The sequence below is a fragment of the Gluconacetobacter azotocaptans genome, assembly GCF_014174355.1.
Lineage (GTDB): Bacteria > Pseudomonadota > Alphaproteobacteria > Acetobacterales > Acetobacteraceae > Gluconacetobacter > Gluconacetobacter azotocaptans.
Map to the genome: position 1 here is coordinate 36,650 of NZ_JABEQF010000014.1, position 21,508 is coordinate 58,157.

The 21,508-nt window shown below is 67.4% G+C and carries 22 protein-coding genes and 2 pseudogenes; 10 read left to right on the forward strand and 14 right to left on the reverse strand.

Annotated elements, in window-relative coordinates; translation table 11 throughout:
* Positions 1–24: 24 nt before the first annotated feature.
* A complete protein-coding gene (locus HLH34_RS15055) occupies positions 25–849 on the reverse strand; it encodes a universal stress protein (RefSeq protein WP_183120398.1) in 825 nt (274 codons plus the stop codon).
* Between the two features lie 62 nt (positions 850–911).
* Positions 912–2,150: a GNAT family N-acetyltransferase gene (locus HLH34_RS15060; protein ID WP_244959991.1), complete on the reverse strand. Its 1,239-nt coding sequence runs from the start codon at positions 2,148–2,150 to the stop codon at positions 912–914.
* Positions 2,151–2,313: 163 nt separating this feature from the next.
* Here HLH34_RS15060 and HLH34_RS15065 point away from each other — a divergent pair, with 163 nt between their 5' ends.
* Positions 2,314–2,670 carry a TfoX/Sxy family protein gene (locus HLH34_RS15065; RefSeq protein WP_183120399.1) on the forward strand — a complete coding sequence of 119 codons (357 nt, stop codon included), beginning with the start codon at positions 2,314–2,316 and terminating at the stop codon, positions 2,668–2,670.
* Between the two features lie 18 nt (positions 2,671–2,688).
* Here HLH34_RS15065 and panB read toward each other — a convergent pair whose 3' ends face one another.
* The 7 genes from panB to HLH34_RS15100 all read right to left on the reverse strand — a co-directional run bounded on the left by panB (position 2,689) and on the right by HLH34_RS15100 (position 11,696).
* Positions 2,689–3,519: a 3-methyl-2-oxobutanoate hydroxymethyltransferase gene (gene panB / locus HLH34_RS15070; protein WP_183120400.1), complete on the reverse strand. Its 831-nt coding sequence runs from the start codon at positions 3,517–3,519 to the stop codon at positions 2,689–2,691.
* A gap of 47 nt (positions 3,520–3,566) precedes the next feature.
* Positions 3,567–4,127 carry a GNAT family N-acetyltransferase gene (locus HLH34_RS15075; protein ID WP_183120401.1) on the reverse strand — a complete coding sequence of 187 codons (561 nt, stop codon included), beginning with the start codon at positions 4,125–4,127 and terminating at the stop codon, positions 3,567–3,569.
* Positions 4,124–4,975, reverse strand: coding sequence for an EamA family transporter (locus HLH34_RS15080; protein ID WP_244959992.1), 852 nt, complete (start codon positions 4,973–4,975; stop codon positions 4,124–4,126). The genes HLH34_RS15075 and HLH34_RS15080 overlap by 4 nt, the downstream gene beginning before the upstream one ends.
* Before the next feature lie 155 nt (positions 4,976–5,130).
* Positions 5,131–7,374, reverse strand: a complete 2,244-nt coding sequence (locus HLH34_RS15085) for an AsmA family protein (RefSeq protein ID WP_183120402.1) — start codon at positions 7,372–7,374, stop codon at positions 5,131–5,133.
* Between the two features lie 286 nt (positions 7,375–7,660).
* Positions 7,661–10,264, reverse strand: a complete 2,604-nt coding sequence (locus tag HLH34_RS15090) for a mechanosensitive ion channel domain-containing protein (RefSeq protein WP_244959993.1) — start codon at positions 10,262–10,264, stop codon at positions 7,661–7,663.
* 254 nt (positions 10,265–10,518) lie between these two features.
* Positions 10,519–10,785, reverse strand: a complete 267-nt coding sequence (locus HLH34_RS15095) for a hypothetical protein (protein WP_183120404.1) — start codon at positions 10,783–10,785, stop codon at positions 10,519–10,521.
* 239 nt (positions 10,786–11,024) lie between these two features.
* On the reverse strand, positions 11,025–11,696 hold the full coding sequence (locus HLH34_RS15100) for a dienelactone hydrolase family protein (protein WP_183120405.1): 672 nt from the start codon (positions 11,694–11,696) through the stop codon (positions 11,025–11,027).
* A gap of 207 nt (positions 11,697–11,903) precedes the next feature.
* Here HLH34_RS15100 and HLH34_RS15105 point away from each other — a divergent pair, with 207 nt between their 5' ends.
* Entirely contained in the window at positions 11,904–12,662 is a 759-nt protein-coding gene (locus tag HLH34_RS15105) for an SDR family oxidoreductase (protein ID WP_183120406.1), read from the forward strand.
* A 49-nt stretch (positions 12,663–12,711) separates the two neighbouring features.
* Complete coding sequence (locus tag HLH34_RS15110) at positions 12,712–13,206, forward strand: GNAT family N-acetyltransferase (protein ID WP_183120407.1); 495 nt, start codon at positions 12,712–12,714, stop codon at positions 13,204–13,206.
* 9 nt (positions 13,207–13,215) lie between these two features.
* On the opposite strand, the pseudogene arfB reads toward HLH34_RS15110, so the two are convergent.
* The 3 genes and pseudogenes from arfB to HLH34_RS15125 all read right to left on the reverse strand — a co-directional run bounded on the left by arfB (position 13,216) and on the right by HLH34_RS15125 (position 14,897).
* A pseudogene (gene arfB, locus HLH34_RS15115) lies at positions 13,216–13,637 on the reverse strand (alternative ribosome rescue aminoacyl-tRNA hydrolase ArfB).
* Between the two features lie 33 nt (positions 13,638–13,670).
* Positions 13,671–14,570, reverse strand: a complete 900-nt coding sequence (locus HLH34_RS15120) for a DMT family transporter (RefSeq protein WP_183120408.1) — start codon at positions 14,568–14,570, stop codon at positions 13,671–13,673.
* 33 nt (positions 14,571–14,603) lie between these two features.
* Complete coding sequence (locus HLH34_RS15125) at positions 14,604–14,897, reverse strand: hypothetical protein (RefSeq protein ID WP_183120409.1); 294 nt, start codon at positions 14,895–14,897, stop codon at positions 14,604–14,606.
* A gap of 258 nt (positions 14,898–15,155) precedes the next feature.
* Here HLH34_RS15125 and HLH34_RS19205 point away from each other — a divergent pair, with 258 nt between their 5' ends.
* The 5 genes from HLH34_RS19205 (at position 15,156) to HLH34_RS19835 (ending at position 18,674) form a co-directional block, all read left to right on the forward strand.
* A complete protein-coding gene (locus HLH34_RS19205) occupies positions 15,156–15,293 on the forward strand; it encodes a LysR family transcriptional regulator (protein ID WP_220792202.1) in 138 nt (45 codons plus the stop codon).
* Between the two features lie 442 nt (positions 15,294–15,735).
* Positions 15,736–16,575, forward strand: a complete 840-nt coding sequence (locus HLH34_RS15135) for a helix-turn-helix transcriptional regulator (RefSeq protein ID WP_183120410.1) — start codon at positions 15,736–15,738, stop codon at positions 16,573–16,575.
* A gap of 82 nt (positions 16,576–16,657) precedes the next feature.
* Positions 16,658–17,377 carry an alanyl-tRNA editing protein gene (locus HLH34_RS15140; protein WP_183120411.1) on the forward strand — a complete coding sequence of 240 codons (720 nt, stop codon included), beginning with the start codon at positions 16,658–16,660 and terminating at the stop codon, positions 17,375–17,377.
* A gap of 14 nt (positions 17,378–17,391) precedes the next feature.
* Positions 17,392–18,165, forward strand: a complete 774-nt coding sequence (locus HLH34_RS19685) for an APC family permease (RefSeq protein WP_220792203.1) — start codon at positions 17,392–17,394, stop codon at positions 18,163–18,165.
* A gap of 53 nt (positions 18,166–18,218) precedes the next feature.
* Positions 18,219–18,674: an amino acid permease gene (locus HLH34_RS19835; protein WP_408871326.1), complete on the forward strand. Its 456-nt coding sequence runs from the start codon at positions 18,219–18,221 to the stop codon at positions 18,672–18,674.
* Positions 18,675–18,676: 2 nt separating this feature from the next.
* Here the strand turns inward: HLH34_RS19835 and HLH34_RS15150 are convergent, their stop codons facing one another.
* A complete protein-coding gene (locus HLH34_RS15150; protein WP_204737763.1) occupies positions 18,677–19,690 on the reverse strand; it encodes a LysR family transcriptional regulator in 1,014 nt (337 codons plus the stop codon).
* 25 nt (positions 19,691–19,715) lie between these two features.
* Here HLH34_RS15150 and HLH34_RS15155 point away from each other — a divergent pair, with 25 nt between their 5' ends.
* Both HLH34_RS15155 and HLH34_RS15160 read left to right on the forward strand, forming a co-directional pair.
* Positions 19,716–20,234: a LysE family translocator gene (locus HLH34_RS15155; RefSeq protein ID WP_220792204.1), complete on the forward strand. Its 519-nt coding sequence runs from the start codon at positions 19,716–19,718 to the stop codon at positions 20,232–20,234.
* Between the two features lie 210 nt (positions 20,235–20,444).
* Positions 20,445–21,236: a hypothetical protein gene (locus tag HLH34_RS15160; protein WP_183120413.1), complete on the forward strand. Its 792-nt coding sequence runs from the start codon at positions 20,445–20,447 to the stop codon at positions 21,234–21,236.
* A gap of 138 nt (positions 21,237–21,374) precedes the next feature.
* Here the strand turns inward: HLH34_RS15160 and HLH34_RS15165 are convergent.
* Positions 21,375–21,500, reverse strand: a pseudogene (locus HLH34_RS15165) (IS256 family transposase); the annotation flags it as partial.
* Positions 21,501–21,508 lie beyond the last annotated feature (8 nt).

Below are 21,508 nucleotides of genomic sequence, written 5' to 3' on the forward strand. Positions count from 1 at the left end.
TTCCTGTCTTCGCGGATGGGGCGTTCAGTGCTGCATCCAGGTGGGAATGTCCGGGCGGTCCAGGATATGGGTGGTGACGCTGCCCAGCAGGCGGTCGTGCAGCCGGCCGTGGGCGAATGCGCCCATGACGATCAGGTCGCACCCGTCGTCGTGCGCGGTGGCCAGGATCTGTTCGGCCGCGTCGATCGGCGAGGCCGGGGGCGCGGTCCGGGCCTGGCCCGGCAGCGGCGCGCAGGTGGGCGGCAGCCCGGCCGGCGGCGGCGTGTCCGACTGGCGCAGCAGGGCCAGATGTTCCGCCTGGCGCAGCACGGCGCCGGCCGAGGCGAAGGCCCGGCGGCAGGGTTCGGTGTCCTTCCACGCCAGCAGGATGCGCGCGCCGACCGGACGGTTCCAGCCCGGCGGCACGAACAGCACGGGCCGGCCGGAGTCGAACAGGGCGGCGTGGGTGGCGCGGCGCTTCTGGTCGCTGTCGTGGGGCTGGGGAAAGCCGATCACGATCAGCGCGGCGTCGCCGGCATAGCCCGCGATGATGCGTCCGACCGAAATCTCGGGGTCCAGCCAGTTGGCCTCGACCGAAGGGGAGACCTGCCCGTCGGCCCGCGCGGCCGACAGCCAGGCGCGGAAGCGGGTGTGCAGGTCGTTTGCCCAGCCGCGCTGCGCGTCGCGCAGCTCTGTGGTGCGCTGTTCGGTCAGGATGTTCTCGGTGGGCAGGATGGTGTCCTGCGGCGGTTCGCGGGCGGCCAGCACGTCAAGCCGGGCGCCGCCGACGCGGTGCAGGATCTCGGCGGCGGCCGCCAGCAGGCCCGGGGCATGCTCGGGCCGGTTGAGGATGACCAGGATTCCGTTCATGGGGGTGACCCTTCCTCTTGGCCCTGCCCCGAACCCGGCCGGGCCGGGCCGGGGGCGGGCGGTCAGGGCGTCAGGGGCTTTTCATAGACGCGGTGGCGCTTGCACGGTTCGGGCACGATGCGTTCGATCAGGCGGCGCATCGGCATGTTGGTTTCCAGGATCCAGCCCAGTTCGATCATGCGATAGGGCAGGGTGCGGCCCCGGCGCATCAGCTCGCCGATGATCAGCGCGGGCAGGATGGCGCCCAGCGCCGTGCCTTCCAGGTCCTTGCTGACGCCCAGCAGGATGACGCGGGCCGAATGGAAGCGGTGGCGCAGCAGCCGCATGGCCAGCCGGACCCAGCCGAGGGGCGAGGGCGCGCCGCCTAGGTCGCCCACGGCGTCGTAGATGTTGGGCACCACCAGGGCCACCGCCACGGGCTCGCCCTTCTGTTCGATCAGCACGTAATGCTCGGGGCGCAGCAGGGGCTGCATCTGCGCGACCATGGTGGTGATGTCCTCGCGCGTCAGGTCGACGGCGCCCCAGCTTCGGCGCCAGGCGTCGTTGTACAGGCGGCGCAGGATCTCGGCGTCCTCGGCCAGGCGGCCCTTGCGCAGGCCGCGCGTGGTCACGCTGCCCAGCCGGCCTTCGCCCAGGCGCAGGCCCGACGGCAGGGGCAGCGCGGCCTCGGCCTCGGGGCCCATCTGCATCTGGTAGGCCAGCACGTCCATCGCCTTGGCGAAGCCGCAGGCCTCGACCAGCGGGGGCAGCCAGTGCGGGTGCCACGGCATGGCGATCATGGGGGGCATCTGCTGCCCGTCCACCATCAGCCCGTATTCGCCGTTGTAGTTCAGCAGGAACGGCCCGCGCGCCACGCTGGCCCCCTGGGCGCGCAGCCACGCGCAGGCGGCGTCCAGCAAGGGGGCCACGACGGCGATATCGTCGATGGCGTCCAGCGCGCCGAAGAAGCCGACATTTTGGCCCTCGCGCGGGGCCACCAGGTCGTCGATCTGCGCCGAGACGCGGCCGACCGGCCGGCCGTCGCGCATCGCCAGGAACAGGCGCGCGCGGCCGCGCCGGAAGAAGGCGTTCTTCTTCGGTTCCACCAGGTCGCGCTGTTCCATGTCCAGCGGCGGGACGTATCCCGGCTGGCCGGCATAAAGCCGCCGCGGCAGGGTGACGAAGGCCGACAGCAGGCGCTTGCCCTCGACGGGCACGATCGTGACAGGGGCCGACGCTGGAAGGGCGGATACGGACGTGTCGGCGTCGATGGACGGGGTGTCGTGGGCTGCGGTCCGGGCAGAAGAACGTTCAATCTGCATGTATGAATTCTGCCACCATCCCACTGTCGCGCCCACCATCGCACCCACGCTTGCGGAGGCCGATATAACGGACGGGGGCCAGAACATACAGCCCGAAAGGATGGAAAACGAAGCGTTATTTCCGTAATATCCCGAAACGATTCTCGCGACCGGAGGAGAAGGCGTGGACGCCGAGCCGAAACAGCTTCAGCAGGCGATGCAGCGGGCGGCGCCCGCCGGGGTGATGCTGTCGTTCCGCCCGATGTTCGGCGGTATCATGGGCTATGCGGACGGGCGGCCGGTCGCGTCGCTGTCGAACGTGGGGCTGGCGCTGAAGCTGGCGGGCGCCGACCGGGTGGAGATGCTGGCGCTGCCCGGGGCGGCGCCGCTGCGCTACGAACCCGACGCGCCGCCCAGCAAATCCTACGTCGTGCTGCCCGGCGCCCTGCTGGCCGACGCCCACGGGCTGCGCGGCTGGATCGCCCGCGCGGCGGCGGGGCTGCCGCCCCGGGCCGGGAAAAAGGGCCGCGTGCGGGCCTGACGAACGGGAAGGGCGGGCTCAGTCTTCGCCCAGGGCGCGGTCCAGCTCGTCCTTGTCCATCCGGGCGCTGTGGGCGGGGGTGGGGAAGGCGCCGGACTGGACCTCGTCCACATACTGGCGCAGAGCGGTTTCGATCGCGGTGCCGATGTCGGCGTAGCGGCGGGCATGGCGGGGCGATTTGCCGTCGTACAGGCCCAGCACGTCGTGCCACACCTGCACCTGCCCGTCGCAGCCCGCGCCCGCGCCGATGCCGATCACCGGAATCCGCAGCCGACGCGACACTGCCTCGGCCAGCGGGGCGGGCACCAGTTCCAGCACCAGGGCGAAGGTGCCGGCGTCTTCCAGCGCCCGGGCGTCGGCCAGCAGCCGCCGGGCCTCGGCCGCCTGCCGGGCCTGCACGCGCAGGCCCAGCGTGTGCTGCGCCTGCGGCGTCAGGCCCAGGTGGCCCATCACCGGCACGCCCAGCTCGGTCAGGCGGCGGACGATGGGCACGATCGGGGCGCCGCCTTCCAGCTTCACGGCCTGGACGCCGGCCTGCTGCATCATGCGGCGGGCGGCGGTCATGGCGTCGGCCTCGGTCGCGTAGGTCAGGAAGGGCAGGTCGGCGACGACGAAGGCGTGGCTGGTGCCCCGCACCACCGCCGCCGCGTGGCGGATCATGTCGTCCAGCGTGACCGGCAGGGTGGTGTCGTGGCCGTACACCACCATGCCCAGCGAATCGCCGACCAGCACGATCGGCACGCCCGCGCGTTCGGCCAGCCGGGCCGAGGGAAAGTCGTAGGCCGTCAGCATGACGATTCGCCGGCCCGCCTGCTTCATGGCCTGAAGGTCGAAGAGCGTGGTTCGCATCGGCAGATCCGCCTTGTCGGTGGGGGCGCGGGAAGGTCGGGCGCGGGTCAAGGGCAATGCGCCTGGCCCACCTCGCGGCGCATGGCGCAGCGGCGGTGCAGGCCGTGGGCGGCTTCCTCGGCCAGGATGGCGCGCAGGCGCGGGGTCAGGGCGTCGTCGTCCAGCAGGGTAAAGCCCGCGCGGGCATAGAACGGCGCGTTCCACGGCACGTCGCGGAAGGTGGTCAGCGTCACGGCGGACAGGCCGTGGGCGGCGGCATGCCGCGCGGCATGGTCCAGCAGGCGGCGGCCCAGGCCCTGCCCCTGCCGGTCGGCGCGGACCGACAATTCCCGGATGTGCAGGACGCGGCCGTCCTCGGCCGCCACGCCGGCGGTCAGGAAGCCGGTGAGGCCGGTCGCATCCTCGGTCACCCAGCAGGTGCCCTGCGCGATCGCTTCCAGGTGGCCGTCGGCCGGCATGACGTCGTGGCTGGCGATCCAGGCCAGGTCGGGCAGGGCCAGGAACGACGCGCCGGCCGAGCGTTCGACATCGGGCAGGCCGGGGGCGTCCGCCGGGCGGGCGGTGCGCAGGGTGGCCGCGGCCGGCGGCGGGGCGGGGGCGCGCGTCATGCCAGGCGCAGCACGACGGCGCCGGTCGCGATGACGGCGGCGGCGGCCATGCGGGTGCGGCCGATCCGTTCGTGCAGGATCATGCCGGCGATCAGCATGGCGAAGACGATCGAGGTTTCGCGCAGGGCGGCGATGACGGCGATGGGCGCGCGGGTCATCGCCCACAGCGCCAGCCCGTAGGACACCAGCGTTCCGGCCCCGCCGGCCAGGCCGGGCAGCAGGCCGCCGCGCAGGGCCCCCAGCGCGCCCACCCCGCGCGTCGCCGCGATCCAGACCAGCAGGGGCGGGCTGGAGGCCAGGAAAAGCCACAGCGTATAGGCCGCCGGCGCGCCCGACAGCCGGGCCCCGGTGCCGTCGACCAGCGTGTAGGTCGCGATCACCACCGCGTTCAGCAGCGCCAGCACGGTGCCGGCGCGGCCGCCCTGGCCATGCCCCGCCAGCGTCAGGGCCAGCACCCCGCAACAGATCAGCCCGATGCCCGCCCAGGCCGCGCCGGGCAGGGCCATGCCGGCCCACAGCGCGCCCGCGCCGGCCACCAGCACCGGGGCGGTGCCACGCATCAGCGGATAGACGCGGCCCATGTCCGCCACCCGATAGGCACTGGCCACCAGCACGTAATAAAGCATCTGCAACACGATCGACGCGCCCAGGTAAGGCCAGCTTGCCCGGGCCGGCGGGTGCACGAACGGCAGCAGGACGGCGGCGATGACGCCGGCCGCCCCGGTGACCAGGGCGGTGGTCATCAGCTTGTCCCGCCCGCCCTTGACGATGGCGTTCCATGTGGCGTGCAGCAGGGCCGCGAACAACATGATGGCGAAGATCCCGGCGGTCAGGTGGTGTGGCGTCATGGCCGGTATCCGTGCGGTGATGGGCGGGCCGGCGATCCCGTCCGGCGGTTCGGGTCCGGCATAGCGCCTTTGAACCGGTTTCCCAATGGGCGGATATAAAATCCCGGGTTTCCAAGGGGCCGCACCTTCGGGGGGCAAGGGCGAAACCCGTGCCGTCAGGGCCTGTTGCCGGGCTGTGGCGTCCGCGACTGCCGCGCCATCCAGATCGCCCGGATTTCGGGGGCATCCAGCCTGTGCGGGTCGGCGGGCTCGGGCTTGGCGACGGGGGGCGGAGGGCGTCTGGCGGACGGGTGCCGGGCGGGCCGGGCGGGGGGCGGCTTGCGCGGCGTCGGGTGGGATGCCGGTGCGATGGGGCGCGGTGTCGGGGGCGGGGCGGCGGGCGGGGCCGGAAGGGCGGCGCGCAGGGTGCGGGTGCAGGCCGATGCCACGCCGCTGCCGGGCTGGAGGGTCGCCAGCAGTGCCGGCGCCAGGGTGACGAGGTCGGGGCCACCGGCCGCCGCCCGCGCGGAAGCGGTCTCGGCCCCCGGCAGGATCGACGGGTTGGCCAGCGGGCCGGTGATGCGGGCGGTGTCGGGGGACGACACGGTCTGGGCGGTGTCCGGGGGTGTCGGGCGGGGGCGGGCGGGCTGCGTCGCCAGCGTGTAGTCCAGGGTGTCGCGGCGCAGGTCGGCGGTGCCGCGGCCCAGCGTGCGGCCGGCGTCGGTGTCCAGCAGGGTCGCGACCGACAGCAGGCCGTCGCGCAGCGGCAGGTCGGCGATGAGGCAGCGCGTGTCGGTCGGTTTCGGAAAGCCCAGCGCGGACAGGACGGGGCGGCCGATGGGCAGGCCCAGCAGGGCGGGCAGCAGGGCGAACAGGTCGCCGCCGCGATCCAGCGCCAGCGCCAGGCGGCCGGTGCCGTGCGCGAGCAGGCCGGCCGCCGACAGCCCCGTGGCGTCGAGGCGCGCGTGGCCGCCGACGATACCTTTGACGCCGGGCATATCGGCCCCGGTGGTATCCGCGACCGCCCGCGTCAGGCGCGCCAGGTCCAGATGCGTGGCGTCGATGAGGAGGCGGGCGGTGATCCCGGCCCCGGTGGCGGCCCCGGTGGCGGTTTCGCTGGCGACCTCGGTGGCGGCCCCCGGGGCGGTCTCACTGGCGGTCTCGCTGGCGGTCTCGTCGGGTGGGTCGGCGGGGGTCAGGGCCATGGCTCCGGACAGCGTGCCGCCGTCCAGCCCGGCCGCCAGCCGGCGCAGGTCCAGCGCGCCGTCGTGCAGGGCGATGTCGGCCTCGACATGATCCAGGCGGGTGGCGTGGCGGGTGATCTGCGCGGCGCGGTAGCGCAGCCGGCCCTTGATCGCGCGCAGCCGGGCGACGGGGAACGGCGCGGCGAACGAGAGATCGCGCAGCAGGTCCGCCGCGTCGGTCGCGGCGAGGAGCCCGGCCAGATCCTTCAGATCCACGTGGAGGGAATGCAGGTCGGCCTCCAGGGCCGGCACGGCGGCATGGAGATCCAGCCGCAGGGTGCCGTCCAGGTCGCTCGACCCCAGTTTGCCGCGCAGGTCGTCGACCCGCAGGGTGGCGCCGTCATAGTCCACGGCGCCGGCGGCCGAATAGGCGGGCGTGTTGGGGATCGGCAGGCCGGTCAGCGACGACAGCAGCGACAGGTCGGGGCCCGAGACGTGGCCCGACATGTGGACGGACACGGGCGCGCCGGCCAGGGCCAGCGGGTTGACGAGGGTGCCTTCCAGCGCCGCCAGGGTCCGGCCCCCGTGCACCATCAGCGTGATGGGGTAGGGGCGGTCGGACCGGGCCAGCGTCAGCGGCCCGCCGCTGACCAGGTGCCCGTCGACCGGCCGGCCGTCGTAGGTGCCATGCAGGTCGGCGACGATCCGGCCCCGAGGCCCCTCCGGGTCCGCGTTGTCGGGCGGGGTGGTGTAGACCCCCACCGTCAGGTCCACGCCGCGCCGGGCGTCCGTGACATCCATCCGGCCGTTGGTGACGCGCAGGTCGCCGATGTCGGGCAGGGCCGGCTGGCCGGTGGCGGCCGAGGGCGCGTCGGCGGTGATGTTGTCGGTGCCGTCGGCGCGGCGCACGACGCTGACCCGGGGGGTATCGACCGCGACCAGAGGGAAGGACATCCTGTGCTGGTGCAGGTAGGTCCAGAGGTCGAACCAGATGACGACCTGGCGCGCGGTGGCGAAGGGCCGGCCTTCGTCCTCGAACCCCCAGGGCTGCCCGATGGTCAGGCCGTCGAGGGTAAGGATGACGACGCGCCCCGGCCGGACGTGCAGGTGGGCGATGGTGGTCCGGCGGTTCAGCAGGGCGGTGGCGCGCGAATCGATCAGCGGCACGAACCAGTCCCACGACCAGGGCAGCAGCACCAGCACGCAGATCAGCACCAGGACGGCAAGGTCCAGCATCCTGGCCAGGCGCGACGGGCGCCGGCGCCGTGGAAAGGGACGCCATGGGGGTGGGCGTGACTGGGATTCGCCCGATGGGGATTGCCGCGCGGGGGGCTGGCGCGCGGGGGACCTGCGCGCCGGGCGGGGGTGCGCCGCGCTGGTCACGCGCGCGCCGGCCGGCCCCGCCCGGGCGGGGATGCGATCCGAAGGTCGGCCGGCCGGGCGGGGCGTCTGGCATGCATGTCCCGGGGGGAACGCAGCGGGGCGCGGCGGGTTGCGCCGGCCCGGCGTTCGGATCGGTCGTTCAGGGCGTTCCGGCCGGCGTCCCGCCTGGCGGGGGCAGAAGCTGCACGGTGCTGACCGGGCGGGCCAGGCGAATGCCCTCGTGCATGAAGCGCTGGGCCAGGCGGCGGTTGAATTCGCGCTGCACGCCCCAGCGGGCGGTGTCGGTGCAGCGCACCTGGCCGGCCAGGGTGACGGCCTGGGCCGAGACCGCGTTGACCCCCCAGTATTCCAGGTCGCCCAGCATGCCGGGCGCGAAGGCCGGGTCCTGGCGCATGCCGGCGACGATGTCCTTCAGCACCTCGCCCGCGTGGTCGGCGTCCTGGTCAGGGGCGATGTCCACGCTGACGGCGGCGTTGCCCAGGCCGCGATTGGTGTTGGTCACGGTCGATACCGCGCTGAAGGGGATGATGTGGACCGACCCGTCGGCCGCGCGCAGGCGCAGGGTGCGGATGGACAGGGTTTCCACCGCCCCCGACAGGCCGCCGGCGGTGACCCAGTCGCCGACCTCCATCGCGTTTTCCAGCAGCAGGAAGATGCCGGTGATGAAATCCTGCACCAGCTTCTGCGACCCGAAGCCCACCGCCACGCCGATGATCCCGGCGCCGGCCAGCAGCGGCGCGATGTCCAGGCCGATCTGGCTGAGCATGGTCATGGCCAGGACGATGACCAGGCACACCATCAGCACCGTCCGCAGGATGGGCGCCAGCGTGCGCAGCCGCATGGCCCGCAGGCTCTGGTTGCTGGTGGCGTAGCGGTCGATCTGCCGGTCCAGCGCCCCGTTGACGTATTCCCACAGCGTAAGGCCGACCGCCACCGCCACCACGATGGTGCCCGCCGCCGAGACCAGGCGCCGGCCGATGCGCCCGTCGCCGAACCACTGGAACGCCGGCATCCCCCAGGCCTGCATCAGCGCGACCAGCCCGGCGGCGGCCAGCGCCCAGGCCAGGACGCGCCGGGCGATGGGGTAATAGCGCGCGCCGCGCCGCGACAGGTCGGACAGCCGGCCGTCGGCGTCGGGGCCCGGCTGGAAGGTGCGGTCCAGCAGGCCGAACAGGATGATGGCCAGCACGCGGAAGGCGACCAGCACGGCGGCGGCGGCCAGGAACAGGCGCCACACCCGCTGGTAGCCGTCGGGGATCTGCGCGGCCCACACCAGCCACAGCGCGAAATCCAGCACCAGCGCCACGATCCACCAGCCGTCGGCCAGCCCGTCGAAGATGCTGTTGGCCAGGCGGGGGTGGATCTGCCGCAGGGGACGCAGGACGTTGGCGACCGGCCGACGGACGCGCACGATCAGGGTGGCGACCAGCAGATGCTCGACCAGCACGATCAGCCGGCCGATGGCGTCCTGTCCCCGGTCGGGCAGGTCCAGCACCTGGCCCACGTTGGCCACGCACAGGGCGACGATGGGCACCAGCGCCAGGCCGGTCATCCACCAGGCCAGCAGGGCCGCCGTCCCGTCGCGCAGGGGCAGGGGGCGCAGGTGCGGCAGGCGCGGCGACAGCAGGGCGTTCAGCACCACGTTCACCAGGCGGGCGATGGCGTAGGAATCGGCCACGATCAGGATGACGGCCAGCATGCGGGGCTCGTCGGTCAGGGCCGGGGCGGCCAGGTTGGCCACGCCGAAGAACACTGCCGGCGGCAGCACGTCCAGCACCAGCCGCAGCAGCACCCACGGCGCCAGCCGCAGCGTCCGGACCGTGCGCCGGCGCAGGCGGGCGTCGCGTTCGCGCTGGGCGGCGGCGGCCCGGTCCGCATTGTCATGCACGTCGTCGGGGTGGGTGGTGTCGGGGGTGTCGGCGGGCGGCGCGACGGGCAGCGGGGGCGGCGGCTGGATCTGGCCCGCCAGGCGGGCGTCCAGCCGCCGCACCCGCCGCGCCAGGGGAATGGACAGGCCGCGTTCCACCACGATGCCGGCCAGCATGACCAGCGCCAGCCGCCACGACAGGCCGGTCAGCAGCGCGCGTGATCCGGGGTGGCGCACCATGCGGCCGAACCATGTGCCGACATCCCGCAGGTCGACGAACAGGCCACCGAACGCCTTGACCCTCTGGCCCACGGTCAGGGCCGCGCCGGTCAGGCCCGTCAGCATTTCGGCGCCCAGGCTGCCCGGCGCCAGCGCGAGCTGGTGCGGGGCGGCGGCCGGGGGCGTCGCGGCCGGCGCGGCGGGGGCGGCACCAGGGGCAGCGGCAGGGGCGGCCGGGGCCGAGGCCGGAGCAGGTGTCGCGGGGGCGGTGCGGGCCGGAACGGTGATGACGGGGGCGGTGATGACCCGGGCGGCGGGCGCGGCCGCCGCGGGGGGCGCCTCGCGCAGGGTAGCGGGATCGGGCAGGTCGCCCAGAGTGCGCAGGTCCTGCAGGAAGGCCGCGCGGCGATCGGGATCGCTCAACGTGCCGACCAGGTGCCGGATGCGGGCCTGGTCCATCTGGGCCTGGTCGGGCGGCGCGGACTGGGCCTGGGTTGGAGGCGGAGCGGGCGGCGGCGCGGGGGATTGCGCCTGGCCGGGCACGAGCGGAAGCAGCAGGGCGATCAGGCACGCCGGCAGCAGCGCCAGGGCGCGGGGTCCGCGCCGCCGGCCGGTGCCGTGTCGTGAGGGCGGGGTGGGGTCAGGGTGACGATGCATGCCGCGTGCATCCGCTTGCATGGAACCTCCTGTGGGCAAGGGGGCGGCCAGGCGGCGGCGTGACGGGGCCTCCGGTCGGTGCTGGTCGTTTCCGGCCGGGCCTGGCGGCCGTGGGGCGGGTGGTACGGGGGCGGCGCGCGCAGGCTTCCGGCGCGCCGCCCCGACCGCGGGGATGACGGGACAACGTGCCGCGCGGCGGGTGGGTTGCCCCCGGACCGGGGGCGCAGGTGACGCGACGTGGCGGGCGGGGTGCTTCAGGCCGTCGGCAGCAGGTCCGGCGGAACCTGCTGGACCCGCAGCCGGATGACGCGCCCCAGGGCGTCCAGATCGGCCTGCACGCCGGGCATGATGTCGCGGATCGCCACCGTGGCGCGGGTCTGCGATGTCATGTCGATGATCGTGACGGGCATGGGGACGGGCATCGCCATCGACGCGGGCGCGGCGCAGTCGGCGGGTGGCAGGTGTGTCGCCATCAGGGGGCCGGACCCACCCGGGGCCGGATCGACGGTTGCGGCCTTCATTGCAGCGGGCCTCCGTGCTGGTGTGTCGGGCGCGATGCGGGCGTCGCGCCCCTTATTCCGAACAGGCGGGCGGGGCCGGGGTTTCCGGCGGGGGCCGGGCCTCACCGAAGCGTTACGCCGGCGCGGCGGGCGGTGGGATCGGGCTTTGCCCGAATTCACCGGGGCCGGAGGCCCAGGGGCCCGATTCATCAGGATATATAACGGGTTTTCGCGGCGCACCCTTCCATGTGGCTGGCGGATCAGGGCGGTTCGCGGACATGTGCCAGAAACCATCGGGTCGCGTGATCGACGACCTGGTCCAGCGTGCCGGGTTCCTCGAACAGATGGGTCGCGCCGGGGACGATCACCAGATCGCGCTCGCACTGCATCGCGCGCAGGGCCGCGCGGTTCAGGGCCAGCACGTCGTCGTCCCGGCCGCCGACGATCAGCAGGGTCGGCGACTGCACGCGGGCCAGCGCGGTGGCGCCGGCCAGGTCGGGGCGGCCGCCGCGCGAGACGATGGCGGCGATGCGGGCCGTATCGGTGGACGCCGCCAGCAGGGCGGCGGCGGCACCGGTGCTGGCGCCGAAATAGCAGATGGGCAGCGCTGCCAGATGGGCGGCCTGGCGCACCCACTGCGTGGCGCCGGCCAGCCGTGCGGCCAGCAGGGGGATGTCGAACACCTTCCGGCGGTCCTGGTCCTCGTTGTTGCGCAGCAGGTCGACCAGCAGGGTCGCCAGCCCGGCGCGGTGCAGCGCGTGGGCGACATGGGTGTTGCGCGGGCTGAAGCGCCCGCTGCCGCTGCCATGGGCGAACAGAACCAGCCCGTGCGCTTCCCGCGGGACGCCCAGCACGCCGATCGTCTCGCCGGCCTGTACCGTGGTGGTTTCGACCGTCTGGAAGGGTCCGTCCGTGTGACAACTGGACTTCATTGCCCTGTCCCCCGGGCTGGTGGGGGCGTCAACGCCCGTCCGCCGCCCGGGTTGCGCCCGGCGAACGGGGGGCCGGTGCGCGACGCGCTATGCGCCAGGCGCCCGTTGCGGCGCGGGGGGCTTCGGCGGCATGGTTGCGGGACCCCGCCCGCGTCGCCCCCGTCGGGGGGCGTCCGGCGCATCCGCCCAGAAGGAAGGGACGCATTCATGACCGCCATCGACACACCCGCATCCGGCACGATCGTCGTCACCGGCGGCGCGCGCGGCATCGGCCAGGCGATCTGCCGGGCGCTGGCGGGCGCCGGCTATGCCGTTGCCATCAATTACGCCCACAGCGCGGCGCAGGCCGACGAACTGGCGCAGGCCATCCGGGCGGCGGGCGGACGGGCGGCGGCGATCCGGGCCGACATCGGCGATCCGGCGCAGATCCCGGGCCTGTTCGCGGCGGCCGAGGCGGAACTCGGCCCGCTGGTGGGGCTGGTGAACAATGCGGGCATCCTGGGCGACAAGGCCCGCATCGACGAACTGGACGCGGCGGGGCTGGCCACCCTGCTGGCCGTCAACGTGACGGGCAGCATCCTGGCAGCCGGCGAGGCGGTGCGGCGGCTGTCCACCCGGCATGGCGGCAAGGGGGGCGCGATCGTCAATATCTCGTCGGTGGCGGCGCGCCTGGGCGGCCTGCCCGGGCTGGTGCCCTATGCGGCGACCAAGGGCGCGATCGAGACCTTCACCAAGGGGCTGGCCACCGAGGTGGCGCGCGAGGGGGTGCGGGTCAACGCGGTGGCGCCGGGCCTGACGGCGACCGACATGGTGTCGCCCGAGACGGCGAAATACGCCGCCGAGTCGGGCGTGCCGATGGGGCGCGTCGGCACGCCGGACGAGATCGCCGCGGCCGTGCTGTATCTGCTGTCGCCGGCGGCGTCGTACGTCACGGGCGCGTCGCTGACGGTGTCGGGCGGGCGCTGAGGGTCATGCGCGGATCACCGGCGCAGGGCACGTTCATGGGCTGCCGCATATGAGCACGCTGCGCATTCGCCGCTTTGTCCCGGCCGACGCGCAAGGTGTGATGGGTGTGATACTTCCCATCCAGCGGGAAGAATTCGGCATCCCGATTACGGCGGAAGATCAGCCGGACCTGCATTCGATTCCGTCCTTCTACCAGAGCGGCGTCGGCGATTTCCTGGTGGCGGAGGAGGGCGGCCATGTCGTGGGCACGGTCGGCCTGAAGGATATCGGGGCCGGGCAGGCGGCGTTGCGCAAGATGTTCGTCGCCCCGGCCTGGCGGGGGCGGGAGCATGGTGTCGCGCAGGCGCTTCTGCAGAACATGCTGGGCCATGCGCGCGGCCGCGCGGTGCGCGACATCTTCCTGGGGACGACGGACGCATTCGCCGCAGCCCATCGCTTCTACGAGAAGAACGGTTTTCGCCGGATCGACCCCCGGTCCCTGCCGGGTTCCTTTCCAAGAATGGCCGTGGATACACGCTTCTACGGCTTGAGACTGGGGTCGTGATTTTTCGATCTAGTCGTCATGCCGCAGGGCGCGTCCGCGCTTGATGCTGGCGCGGTGGGCCTTGCCGTCCAGCCGGCGCTGGCGGGCGGCGCGGCCGGGGCGGGTGGCGACGCGGAAGGCGGGGCGGTGCGCGGCCTCGCGGATCAGGGCGGCCAGCCGTTCGACCGCGTCCTCGCGGTTGCGTGCTGGGTGCGGAAGCGCCGGGCGGTGATGACGATGACGCCGTCGCGCGTGGCGCGGCTGCCCGCGACCTCGAGCAGGCGGGCGCGTACCCGTTCGGACAGCGCGGGCGAGCGCGCGGCGTCGAAGCGTAGCTGCGCCGCCGTCGCCACCTTGTTGACGTTCTGCCCGCCGGGGCCGGAGGCGAGGATGTAGCTGACCTCCAGCTCGGACTCGGCCAGGGACAGTCCGGGAAGGATCGGGATTGCCATGCGCGTGGCATAGCATGTATCGCGTCGCTGTCGTCAGCCTGCGTCCAGGTCTTCTCGTGGTCCTGCCCATAGCGCCGCTATGCGCGGTATGCTCCATCCAAACCTCGCTCCCAGGGTGGAAACGGCGATCAATGTAGCTCCGATGTACTGGACGACTGTCAAGCGATGACCATAAACTAAATTATCACAGAGAATCGCCACGAGCGGATATATGAACGTCAAGGAACTTATCGTTGCGGTACTCAAATGCGGGTATGCCTTAAACATCAAGGCGTAACATAGCCCTGTAAGAATTACACCAGCACCCACGATCCATCCCCACGCCGACCAACCGGGCAGATGGCTATAGTTCGCGAACGGCGCCAAAAGCACGGCGCCGGTTGCAAGTTGCCAGAATGTCGTGATTTCTGCGCGCTGGTTGCGGATGCCCTTGGTAATGAGGGTGATGAGTGCGTAGGCAGCGGCGGCTAATAACGCAAGCGTCACGCCGATCAACGCATGATCTCCACCAGGCATTCCTTTGAAGAGCAGCCCACTGGAAAGTGCTACACCAATAAATGCGGCTATAATCCATGAAATTTGCAAGCGCGTCACTTTTTCCTTGAGGAACAAGGCTCCGGAAATAATGATAAAAAATGGCTGAATATGATAAATTATTGTTGCCGTTGCAATCGACGTCAGTCCATAGGCCGTAAAGAATAAAACCCAGGAACACACTATGAGTGCGCCGCATGCCATGGCCGCGATGATATTGCGCGTATGGAAGTGAGAAAACAAACCACGAGACAGACACCAAATACCGAGGGATATAGCGCCGAATGCACAGCGCCAGAATACGAAATTTATTGGGTCAAGGGTGCTTTGCACGACGAAGACACCAATAGTTCCGGAAAGCGCCATTGCGACGGCGAGTTGAAGGGATGGGGATTGCATGATCCTCTCCTTTTTTACTCTACGAAGCAGCCATCAGGACGTTTTTTTGGCAGGTGAGACTATTGGAGGCGCTGGAATATCAAGGCTTAGTGGAAATTCCAAGTGAGGGCTAAACGAGTCGTAAGGGCATGAGATATGGCCTTCTGTTGTCGGTTTGCGCGTAAATGTTGGATCTGGAACCGGATGGTCGCCCACCGTTTCCAGAGCATCAGAATCTTCATCTCTGACGCCGAATTCTGCGAGAATGCGAATTATGTCAAGACCACCAACGGTGACAAAACGATCCTTCACATAGGTTTCATGTATATCGCGCAGCAATCCGTTCATCTGTATTTTATGCATGGATATGAATTTTCTCTATCACCATAAAAGAAATGAATCGTAACCTGTCGCAATATGGAAGACGCGTACGTGGCTCTTCGAGCCGTCGCGCACGTTGGCACCGCACACCACGGTGGAGCTGCCGTCGTTTAGTCACGGGGAACTTTGCAGCATTCCTCTCCTCCAGCTTCCAATTGTAAGGCGTGCCGCAAATTAGAGAAACGATAATTTGACGTAAGTTGCATTAGGAATCATGATGGTAAGATGACACGTGCACTCGATCTTCTGCTGATTCGCACCTTCGTCACTGTGGCCGATCGCGCCAGCATGACAAACGCGGCGAATAAGCTGCGTTTGACGCAGGGAGCGGTCAGTCAACATGTCAGGCGATTGGAAGACTAATCGAGTCGGTCGCTGTTTGAGCGTGCGCGTGGTGGTCTGAGACTGACTTCGTTGGGAGAACGCCTGCTGGGCAAGGCCCGGCATCTTCCTGCTCTTAACGATGAAATATGGGGGGGACTTGGACGAGCACGCCCTCACAAGGCAAGTTGCGTCTCCCTGCATCATCCCAGACAATGCAGAAACCATGCTCTTTTCCTCCATCATGGATTCCTCCTTCAAAAACGAAGGAGGGGCAGTTTCTCTTCGCCTGACATGGCTGACTCGGACTAAAAGGGAGGATTAAGGTGAGCGATCATACGCAGGATATGCCCGAGAGGGACGCACGGTAGAATGAACAGCCACGCTGGGACCGGGATCCGTGTGTCGGATATCTTCTTCGGGCAGTGAACTTGAGTGATCGGCGCGGCACGGGGTCCATCAACTGATTGGTCAGGAAGACGTCTTGGCGCGCACTTACGAAAGAAATACCACGCGATATTGGTTCGACAATGATCTTCCCGGCCTCAGCCTGATGTGTGCGGACTTTACGAGACAGGATTATCCGCCGCATCTGCATGACGGCTTTGTCATCGCCATTACCGAGGCAGGCGGATCGATCATCAAAAGCCGCGGCGTTGTGGATGAGGCGCGCCCCTCATCGCTGTTGGTTTTCAACCCGGACGAGCCCCACGCGGGTACAATGGGACGCAGTCAGCACTGGCGCTATCGATCCCTATATCTGTCTGATGACGCGATCAAGGTCGTGGCGCAAGGTCTCGGCATCGACGATATTCCGCGTTTTAATAGAAATATTTTCCTTGATCCTGATCTGATCCAGAGTTTTCTATCGTTACATTATTGTCTTGATGGCAATACGAATGGGCTCCGCCGCCAAGAATTGCTAATCGGCACTTTTGGGAGTCTGTTTCGACGCCATGGTCATGGTGGCAGTGTTATTGATCGTGCCCCACGAGATCGCATGCTGATCCGACAGGTCATGCAGAGGATGACGGATCAATTCGCGGATGATTTGAGTCTGGAGGAATTAAGCCGGTCGGTCGGTTTAACTCCGTTTCAACTGATCGGCCTTTTCAAGCGTGGTATCGGTCTGACCCCGCACGCATATTTAATGCAGATCCGCTTGGAGCATGCTCGTGATTACCTTCGGCGTGGCATACCCATTGCACAGGCCGCCGTAATGGCTGGGTTCTATGACCAGAGCGCGTTCACAACCTATTTTCGGCGCTGTCACGGAATCACGCCCAAGCAGTTTGTGAAGGCCATCCGTCAGGTGGAATCCTGAACGGTCTTTCCAACGCAATTTTCGCCAATCTTTTCTTCTCGAAAAGACGGACGCTCCTGATTTTGAGATTCAGGAGTACCGTATGTCGCCGCGTGCCTTTTATCATGACCATCCCGAGACCTTGTGTCTCCAGACCGAGATCATTGCCTCGCAGCCCGGACGTGTCCGGCTGGCGCACTCGCCGTTCTTTCCCGGTGGCGGTGGCCAGATGGCGGATCGCGGCATGCTGCGCTGGCAGCATGGGGAACTACCGGTGACGGGATTTGAAGGAAGCGGGAGGGATCAGTGGATCGTGCTGAGCGATCCCGATGCGGATATTACGGGTACCGTGGAAGCTGTTGTCGATCCGGCCTTTCGGCAGATGATGCGCGAACTGCATACCGGCACGCACATCCTGAATGCTCTTGTGTTTCAGAATTTCGATGGCGCCTTGGTGACGGGCGTTCAGATGAACGAGGACGGCACCGCCCGCATGGATTTCGATGTGCCGGACGCGGACAATGGTCGACTGCGATCGCTCGAAGCTCCGATCAATGATGTGCTCCGGCAGAATCTCCCAGTGACAGATAGCTATGCCGGAATCGAACAGGCGGCGAAGGAGCACGGTCTGATCCGTTCGCGATCCGTGGCCCCGCCACCAACCCCAGACGGCACGATTCGGATCGTCGAAATTCGTGGCCTGGACCGGCAAGCCTGCGGTGGTACGCATCTGGCTGAAACTGGCATGTCCCGACCCATCTGCATTCTCAAGATTGAAAACAAGGGACGTCATAATCGGCGAGTCCGCATTGGTCTGGCATAGGAGCGGATGTCATCATGGATACGGTTGATATCCCAACTGGATCGGTAAGCCTGCGGCGCGCTTTGGGGTTGCGGGCTGCCGTTGCCCTTGGTGTCGGGGGTACGATTGGCGGAGGAATTTTTGTCCTGATCGGCAATGCGGCGATGCTTTCCGGACCTGCGGCATTGCTGGCTTTTGGGCTCGCATTCGTCGTGGCTCTTTTGATCGCTCTGCCTTATGCGGAACTCGCCTGCCGTTATCCCACGGCAGGGGGCGGTTATGCTTTCGTGCGCGAAGTGCTTGGTCACGAATGGGGATTTCTGATGGGGTGGGTATTCTGGGGCTCCTATGTCTTCATCAGTGGCTACGTCACGTTTGGTTTCGGGGGATATTTGAGCGCTCTGACTGGTATACCGTCGCTTCTCGGTGCCCTCGGGCTTGTGGCAGTGTGTACCCTGATCAATGTCGTGGGTGTGAAACTGTCAGGGCAGGTCCAGCAGGCGATCATCGTCCTCGCGCTGGCCGGATTATCGGGTTTTGTTCTGCTGGGCCTGCCGTCAATCACGGTCACATATTTCCATCCGTGGATGCCCCATGGCATGGCTGGGGTCATGTCGGCCACGCTGATGGCCTTTCTAGCCTTCGGCGGCTTCGACATGGTCGCTGCCGCGGGGGAAGAGGTGGCGCGACCGGAGCGCAATCTGCCACTGGCGATTCTGCTGACGCTGGGGATTGTCCTGTTCGTCTACCTTGCCGTCGCCTTCGTCGCTCTGGGGACGTTGGGGTGGCGCAGTCGTCAGCTCCGTTAGCGGATGCCGCACGTATTTTCCTCGGTCGCAACGGGGAAAAGGGGATCGCTCTGGTGGCAGTCCTGACGACGGCGGCAACGGGAAATGCCGTTTTGGTGGTCACGTCGCGGATTTGTTTCGCAATGGCGCGCGACGGGCTCCTACCGGGAGCGCTGGCCCGCGTCCAGATGAGCACGGGGGTGCCGTGGGCCGCGACCTTGCTGAGCGCGGGGATGCTCGGTGTGGTTGCTTTGACGGGGTCGCTCCGGCTTGCGACGGCGATCGGCGGATGCCTCTACGTACTGCACTTTATTCCCTCGCTCCTGGTCCTCATAAGTCTGCGAAAGCGCGATGATATATTGCCGCCGTTCCGGATGCCGCTTCCGACTATTTTGCTGCCACTCGCCCTTGGCGTATCCGGGCTCATGCTCGTGGCTAGTGGCGGGCTGGGAATGCTCGGAGGGCTGATTTGGATCGGAATTGGCGCGTGTCTTCGGTGGTTGAAACCGATGGTTCGACGGCATTTATGAGGTCACGCAGCCTGTCGAAACTGTGAAAATGTGGCTCGCAAAGCGCGGGCCATTTCAGTCGCGGCTGACGATATGGATTTTGCGGAGAGATGGAGAGTGATTGCAAATGATGACAGATCGGGCAGCCCGGCGTCGCTGAGAATGGTGAGATCTGCCGGGATGGTGGATGACAGCCAGGCGGTCACGGCGAGATCTGCTCTTACCGTCGTGGCTGTCGCTTCGATGCTGCCCGCTTCGAACGCGCTTCGCCAAGTGAGCCCGCTTTTACGCAGTGCCTCGAGGATGACAGGACGAAAGGCGCAGGTGCGTGCCACCATCGAAATAGGTAACGGACGGCGACGATAGGCCTGGCCGCCCCGGGCGCCCACCCACACCAGCCTGTCCACTGTCAGACATTCGCCTGTCTCATGTCCCGCAGGCTCTTCAATGACCGCGAGGTCCAACTCTCCCTTCGCGAGAGCGACTTTCAGTTCAGGGGAGGCAGAGCAGACGAGGGACAATTCGACGTGGGGATGGGCGTCCGAGAACGCTTTCAAGGCCGGCGCGATACTGGTGCCGATCAGGTCTGGAGGTACACCGAGGCGCAATTTCCCCTTGATAGCGTGGCCTTCCAGATCTTCCCAGATGTCATCATTAAGCGCGAGGAGATAGCGCGCCTTACCGAGCAGACGCTCCCCCAAAACAGTAAGAATCAGCCCGCCACGCGTTCGTTCAAACAGGGCGCCTCCCAATTGATCTTCCAGGCGACGGACGTGCTGGCTGACGGCACCTTGTGTCAGATGCAGCGCATTCGCGGCAATCGTCATGCTGTCATGGTCGGCAACAGTGACGAAAGTGCGGATCAGGGCGAGATCAAGCGTGCGTGCCATAGCGGCATTATAGATCGTAATGGCCGACACATCAAACCATCGTTTTTCTAATGGATTGTCGCAACTTACATTCAGGTCGCGACAGGGAGAAAAAACGATGGCCACAGAGGGACTGTTATCGCTTGCCGTGTTCACAATGGCGTCCACGGTGACGCCAGGCGGCGCGACAACGATGGCGACAGCTTCTGGCGCGCATTTCGGATACCGCCAGACTCTTCCCTTGATGGCGGGGATTGCGGTCGGGCTTGGCTCGATGACGGCTGGTACCGCCGTCGGACTGGGGGCGATCATCATAAATGCACCGCGATTCCAGATGGCGATGAAAGTCGTTGGAACGGTCTATCTGCTCTGGCTCGCTTGGCGGATCAGTCGGAATGGGCCACCGCGTCAGGCGAGCATGGCGCGCCCTGCACGGTTTCTGTCGGGCCTCTGGCTGACGTGGCATAACCCGAAGGGTTGGGCGATCGCGCTCGGTGCGGCGGCATCCTTCGCGGGTATCGCCAGCAGCCCCTTGATTCTGGCGTCGCTTCTGGGCCTTGCATTTGGCATTTCTGCGATCCTGTCGCTGTCACTCTGGTGCATGGCGGGCTTGGTGGTGGGGCGTTTATTGCGTACTGACCGTCAATGGCACCTCCTGAACGCCGCGCTGGGCATTCTCCTTGCATTATCGATTGCGCCGATGTGGTTCTGACGCGGGATGTGCGGGCAGCCACGCGGACGTGCCCGACGCTCTCAGATCGTCTTTCCATTTGCGGCCAGAGTGGCTTTGTTGATCCTGCCTCTCTTATGGACCGTCGGCGATGTATCGGCGTCGAGAGCGGATGAGGCCCCTTCCCACCAATGGTACACAGGGAGCCTGATGTCACCATCGGGTGCCCTGCCAGTTGGAGGAATCCTCGTCATGGAGCCCTACGTCGCGTTTCAGTGCGCGAATGATCGGTTTGATGCCGTTGGTCGGAATCAGTCGCTCGCCGCGTCGTCATGCACGATAAGCAATTTTACCGCCATCAAATATGGAGTGACCCGTTCGCTCAGTCTACAAGCTATTCCTACGATTGCGCGTAATAAAGATGCCCGAAAGTGGGGTAACTTGGGATTCGGCGATCTGCCGGTGGATATCATGTGGCGCGTTCTCGACGAGGATTCGCGCCATCGATACCCCACTCTATCGTTCCTGAGCGGTATAAGCTTTCCGACCGGGCGGTACCAGAAGCTTGATTCCATGGCCGACGCGATGGGATCGGGAGGATGGCAGCTGCGTATAGGGCTTGCGGCGCAGTCGCTGCAAACGATGCCGAATAATCGACCACTGCGTTTGCGCGGATGGCTTGCATTCCACGTGCCACTTGGTCGCGTTTCCGTCCGGGGGCTGAATGCTTACGGCCTTCCCGCAAGTATGGCGTCCACAGTGAGGGTGGGCATGTCAGGGCAAGGTGGTGTGGCCGGAGAATATGGTGTTGATCGCCATTGGGTGCTCGCTTTCGATTTGGTTCGGAATTGGTCGAATGGAAACAGGATCTATCGGTCGAGGCGCAGTGCAGAGCCATCAAGCGGCGATTGGGAGGTCGCTCCGGCCGTCGAATATAATTGGTCGGCGAAGTTGGGGATCATTGCGGGCGCTGTGATCCCCATGGTCGGGCATAACGAGGCTAGAGAGTTTGTAGGACAGGCTGCTGTCAATATTGTATTCTAACCATGATAGGCATGGCACGGTGCACGAGCCTCCTGTATCAACATCGCGGTCGATCGCTGGTCAAAGGCGGACAGACAGCCGGTTATGCTGACCTGACCAGCAGAGCCTATCCGGGATTTTGTGCGGGGCCAGTTACTCTCAGAGGGTGAAGCGTTCGCCGAAGATGATGGCGAACTGCGTTTTAGCCTCGGTCCATTCACGTGGCGGGCGCTTCCAGTCCTGCGCCAGGTGATTGAGCACGAGATATCGCAACTTCATCGCGGCCGCCAATG

What these genes read in the sequence shown, in the direction of transcription:
- HLH34_RS15055 (WP_183120398.1), bottom strand. Translation starts at nt 849, where the DNA reads ATGAACGGAATCCTGGTCATCCTCAACCGGCCCGAGCATGCCCCGGGC.
- HLH34_RS15060 (WP_244959991.1), bottom strand. Translation starts at nt 2,150, where the DNA reads ATGCAGATTGAACGTTCTTCTGCCCGGACCGCAGCCCACGACACCCCG.
- panB (WP_183120400.1), bottom strand. Translation starts at nt 3,519, where the DNA reads ATGCGAACCACGCTCTTCGACCTTCAGGCCATGAAGCAGGCGGGCCGG.
- HLH34_RS15075 (WP_183120401.1), bottom strand. Translation starts at nt 4,127, where the DNA reads ATGACGCGCGCCCCCGCCCCGCCGCCGGCCGCGGCCACCCTGCGCACC.
- HLH34_RS15080 (WP_244959992.1), bottom strand. Translation starts at nt 4,975, where the DNA reads ATGACGCCACACCACCTGACCGCCGGGATCTTCGCCATCATGTTGTTC.
- HLH34_RS15085 (WP_183120402.1), bottom strand. Translation starts at nt 7,374, where the DNA reads ATGCTGGACCTTGCCGTCCTGGTGCTGATCTGCGTGCTGGTGCTGCTG.
- HLH34_RS15090 (WP_244959993.1), bottom strand. Translation starts at nt 10,264, where the DNA reads ATGCATCGTCACCCTGACCCCACCCCGCCCTCACGACACGGCACCGGC.
- HLH34_RS15095 (WP_183120404.1), bottom strand. Translation starts at nt 10,785, where the DNA reads ATGAAGGCCGCAACCGTCGATCCGGCCCCGGGTGGGTCCGGCCCCCTG.
- HLH34_RS15100 (WP_183120405.1), bottom strand. Translation starts at nt 11,696, where the DNA reads ATGAAGTCCAGTTGTCACACGGACGGACCCTTCCAGACGGTCGAAACC.
- HLH34_RS15105 (WP_183120406.1), top strand. Translation starts at nt 11,904, where the DNA reads ATGACCGCCATCGACACACCCGCATCCGGCACGATCGTCGTCACCGGC.
- HLH34_RS15110 (WP_183120407.1), top strand. Translation starts at nt 12,712, where the DNA reads ATGAGCACGCTGCGCATTCGCCGCTTTGTCCCGGCCGACGCGCAAGGT.
- HLH34_RS15120 (WP_183120408.1), bottom strand. Translation starts at nt 14,570, where the DNA reads ATGCAATCCCCATCCCTTCAACTCGCCGTCGCAATGGCGCTTTCCGGA.
- HLH34_RS15125 (WP_183120409.1), bottom strand. Translation starts at nt 14,897, where the DNA reads ATGAACGGATTGCTGCGCGATATACATGAAACCTATGTGAAGGATCGT.
- HLH34_RS19205 (WP_220792202.1), top strand. Translation starts at nt 15,156, where the DNA reads ATGACACGTGCACTCGATCTTCTGCTGATTCGCACCTTCGTCACTGTG.
- HLH34_RS15140 (WP_183120411.1), top strand. Translation starts at nt 16,658, where the DNA reads ATGTCGCCGCGTGCCTTTTATCATGACCATCCCGAGACCTTGTGTCTC.
- HLH34_RS19685 (WP_220792203.1), top strand. Translation starts at nt 17,392, where the DNA reads ATGGATACGGTTGATATCCCAACTGGATCGGTAAGCCTGCGGCGCGCT.
- HLH34_RS15155 (WP_220792204.1), top strand. Translation starts at nt 19,716, where the DNA reads ATGGCGACAGCTTCTGGCGCGCATTTCGGATACCGCCAGACTCTTCCC.
- HLH34_RS15160 (WP_183120413.1), top strand. Translation starts at nt 20,445, where the DNA reads ATGGAGCCCTACGTCGCGTTTCAGTGCGCGAATGATCGGTTTGATGCC.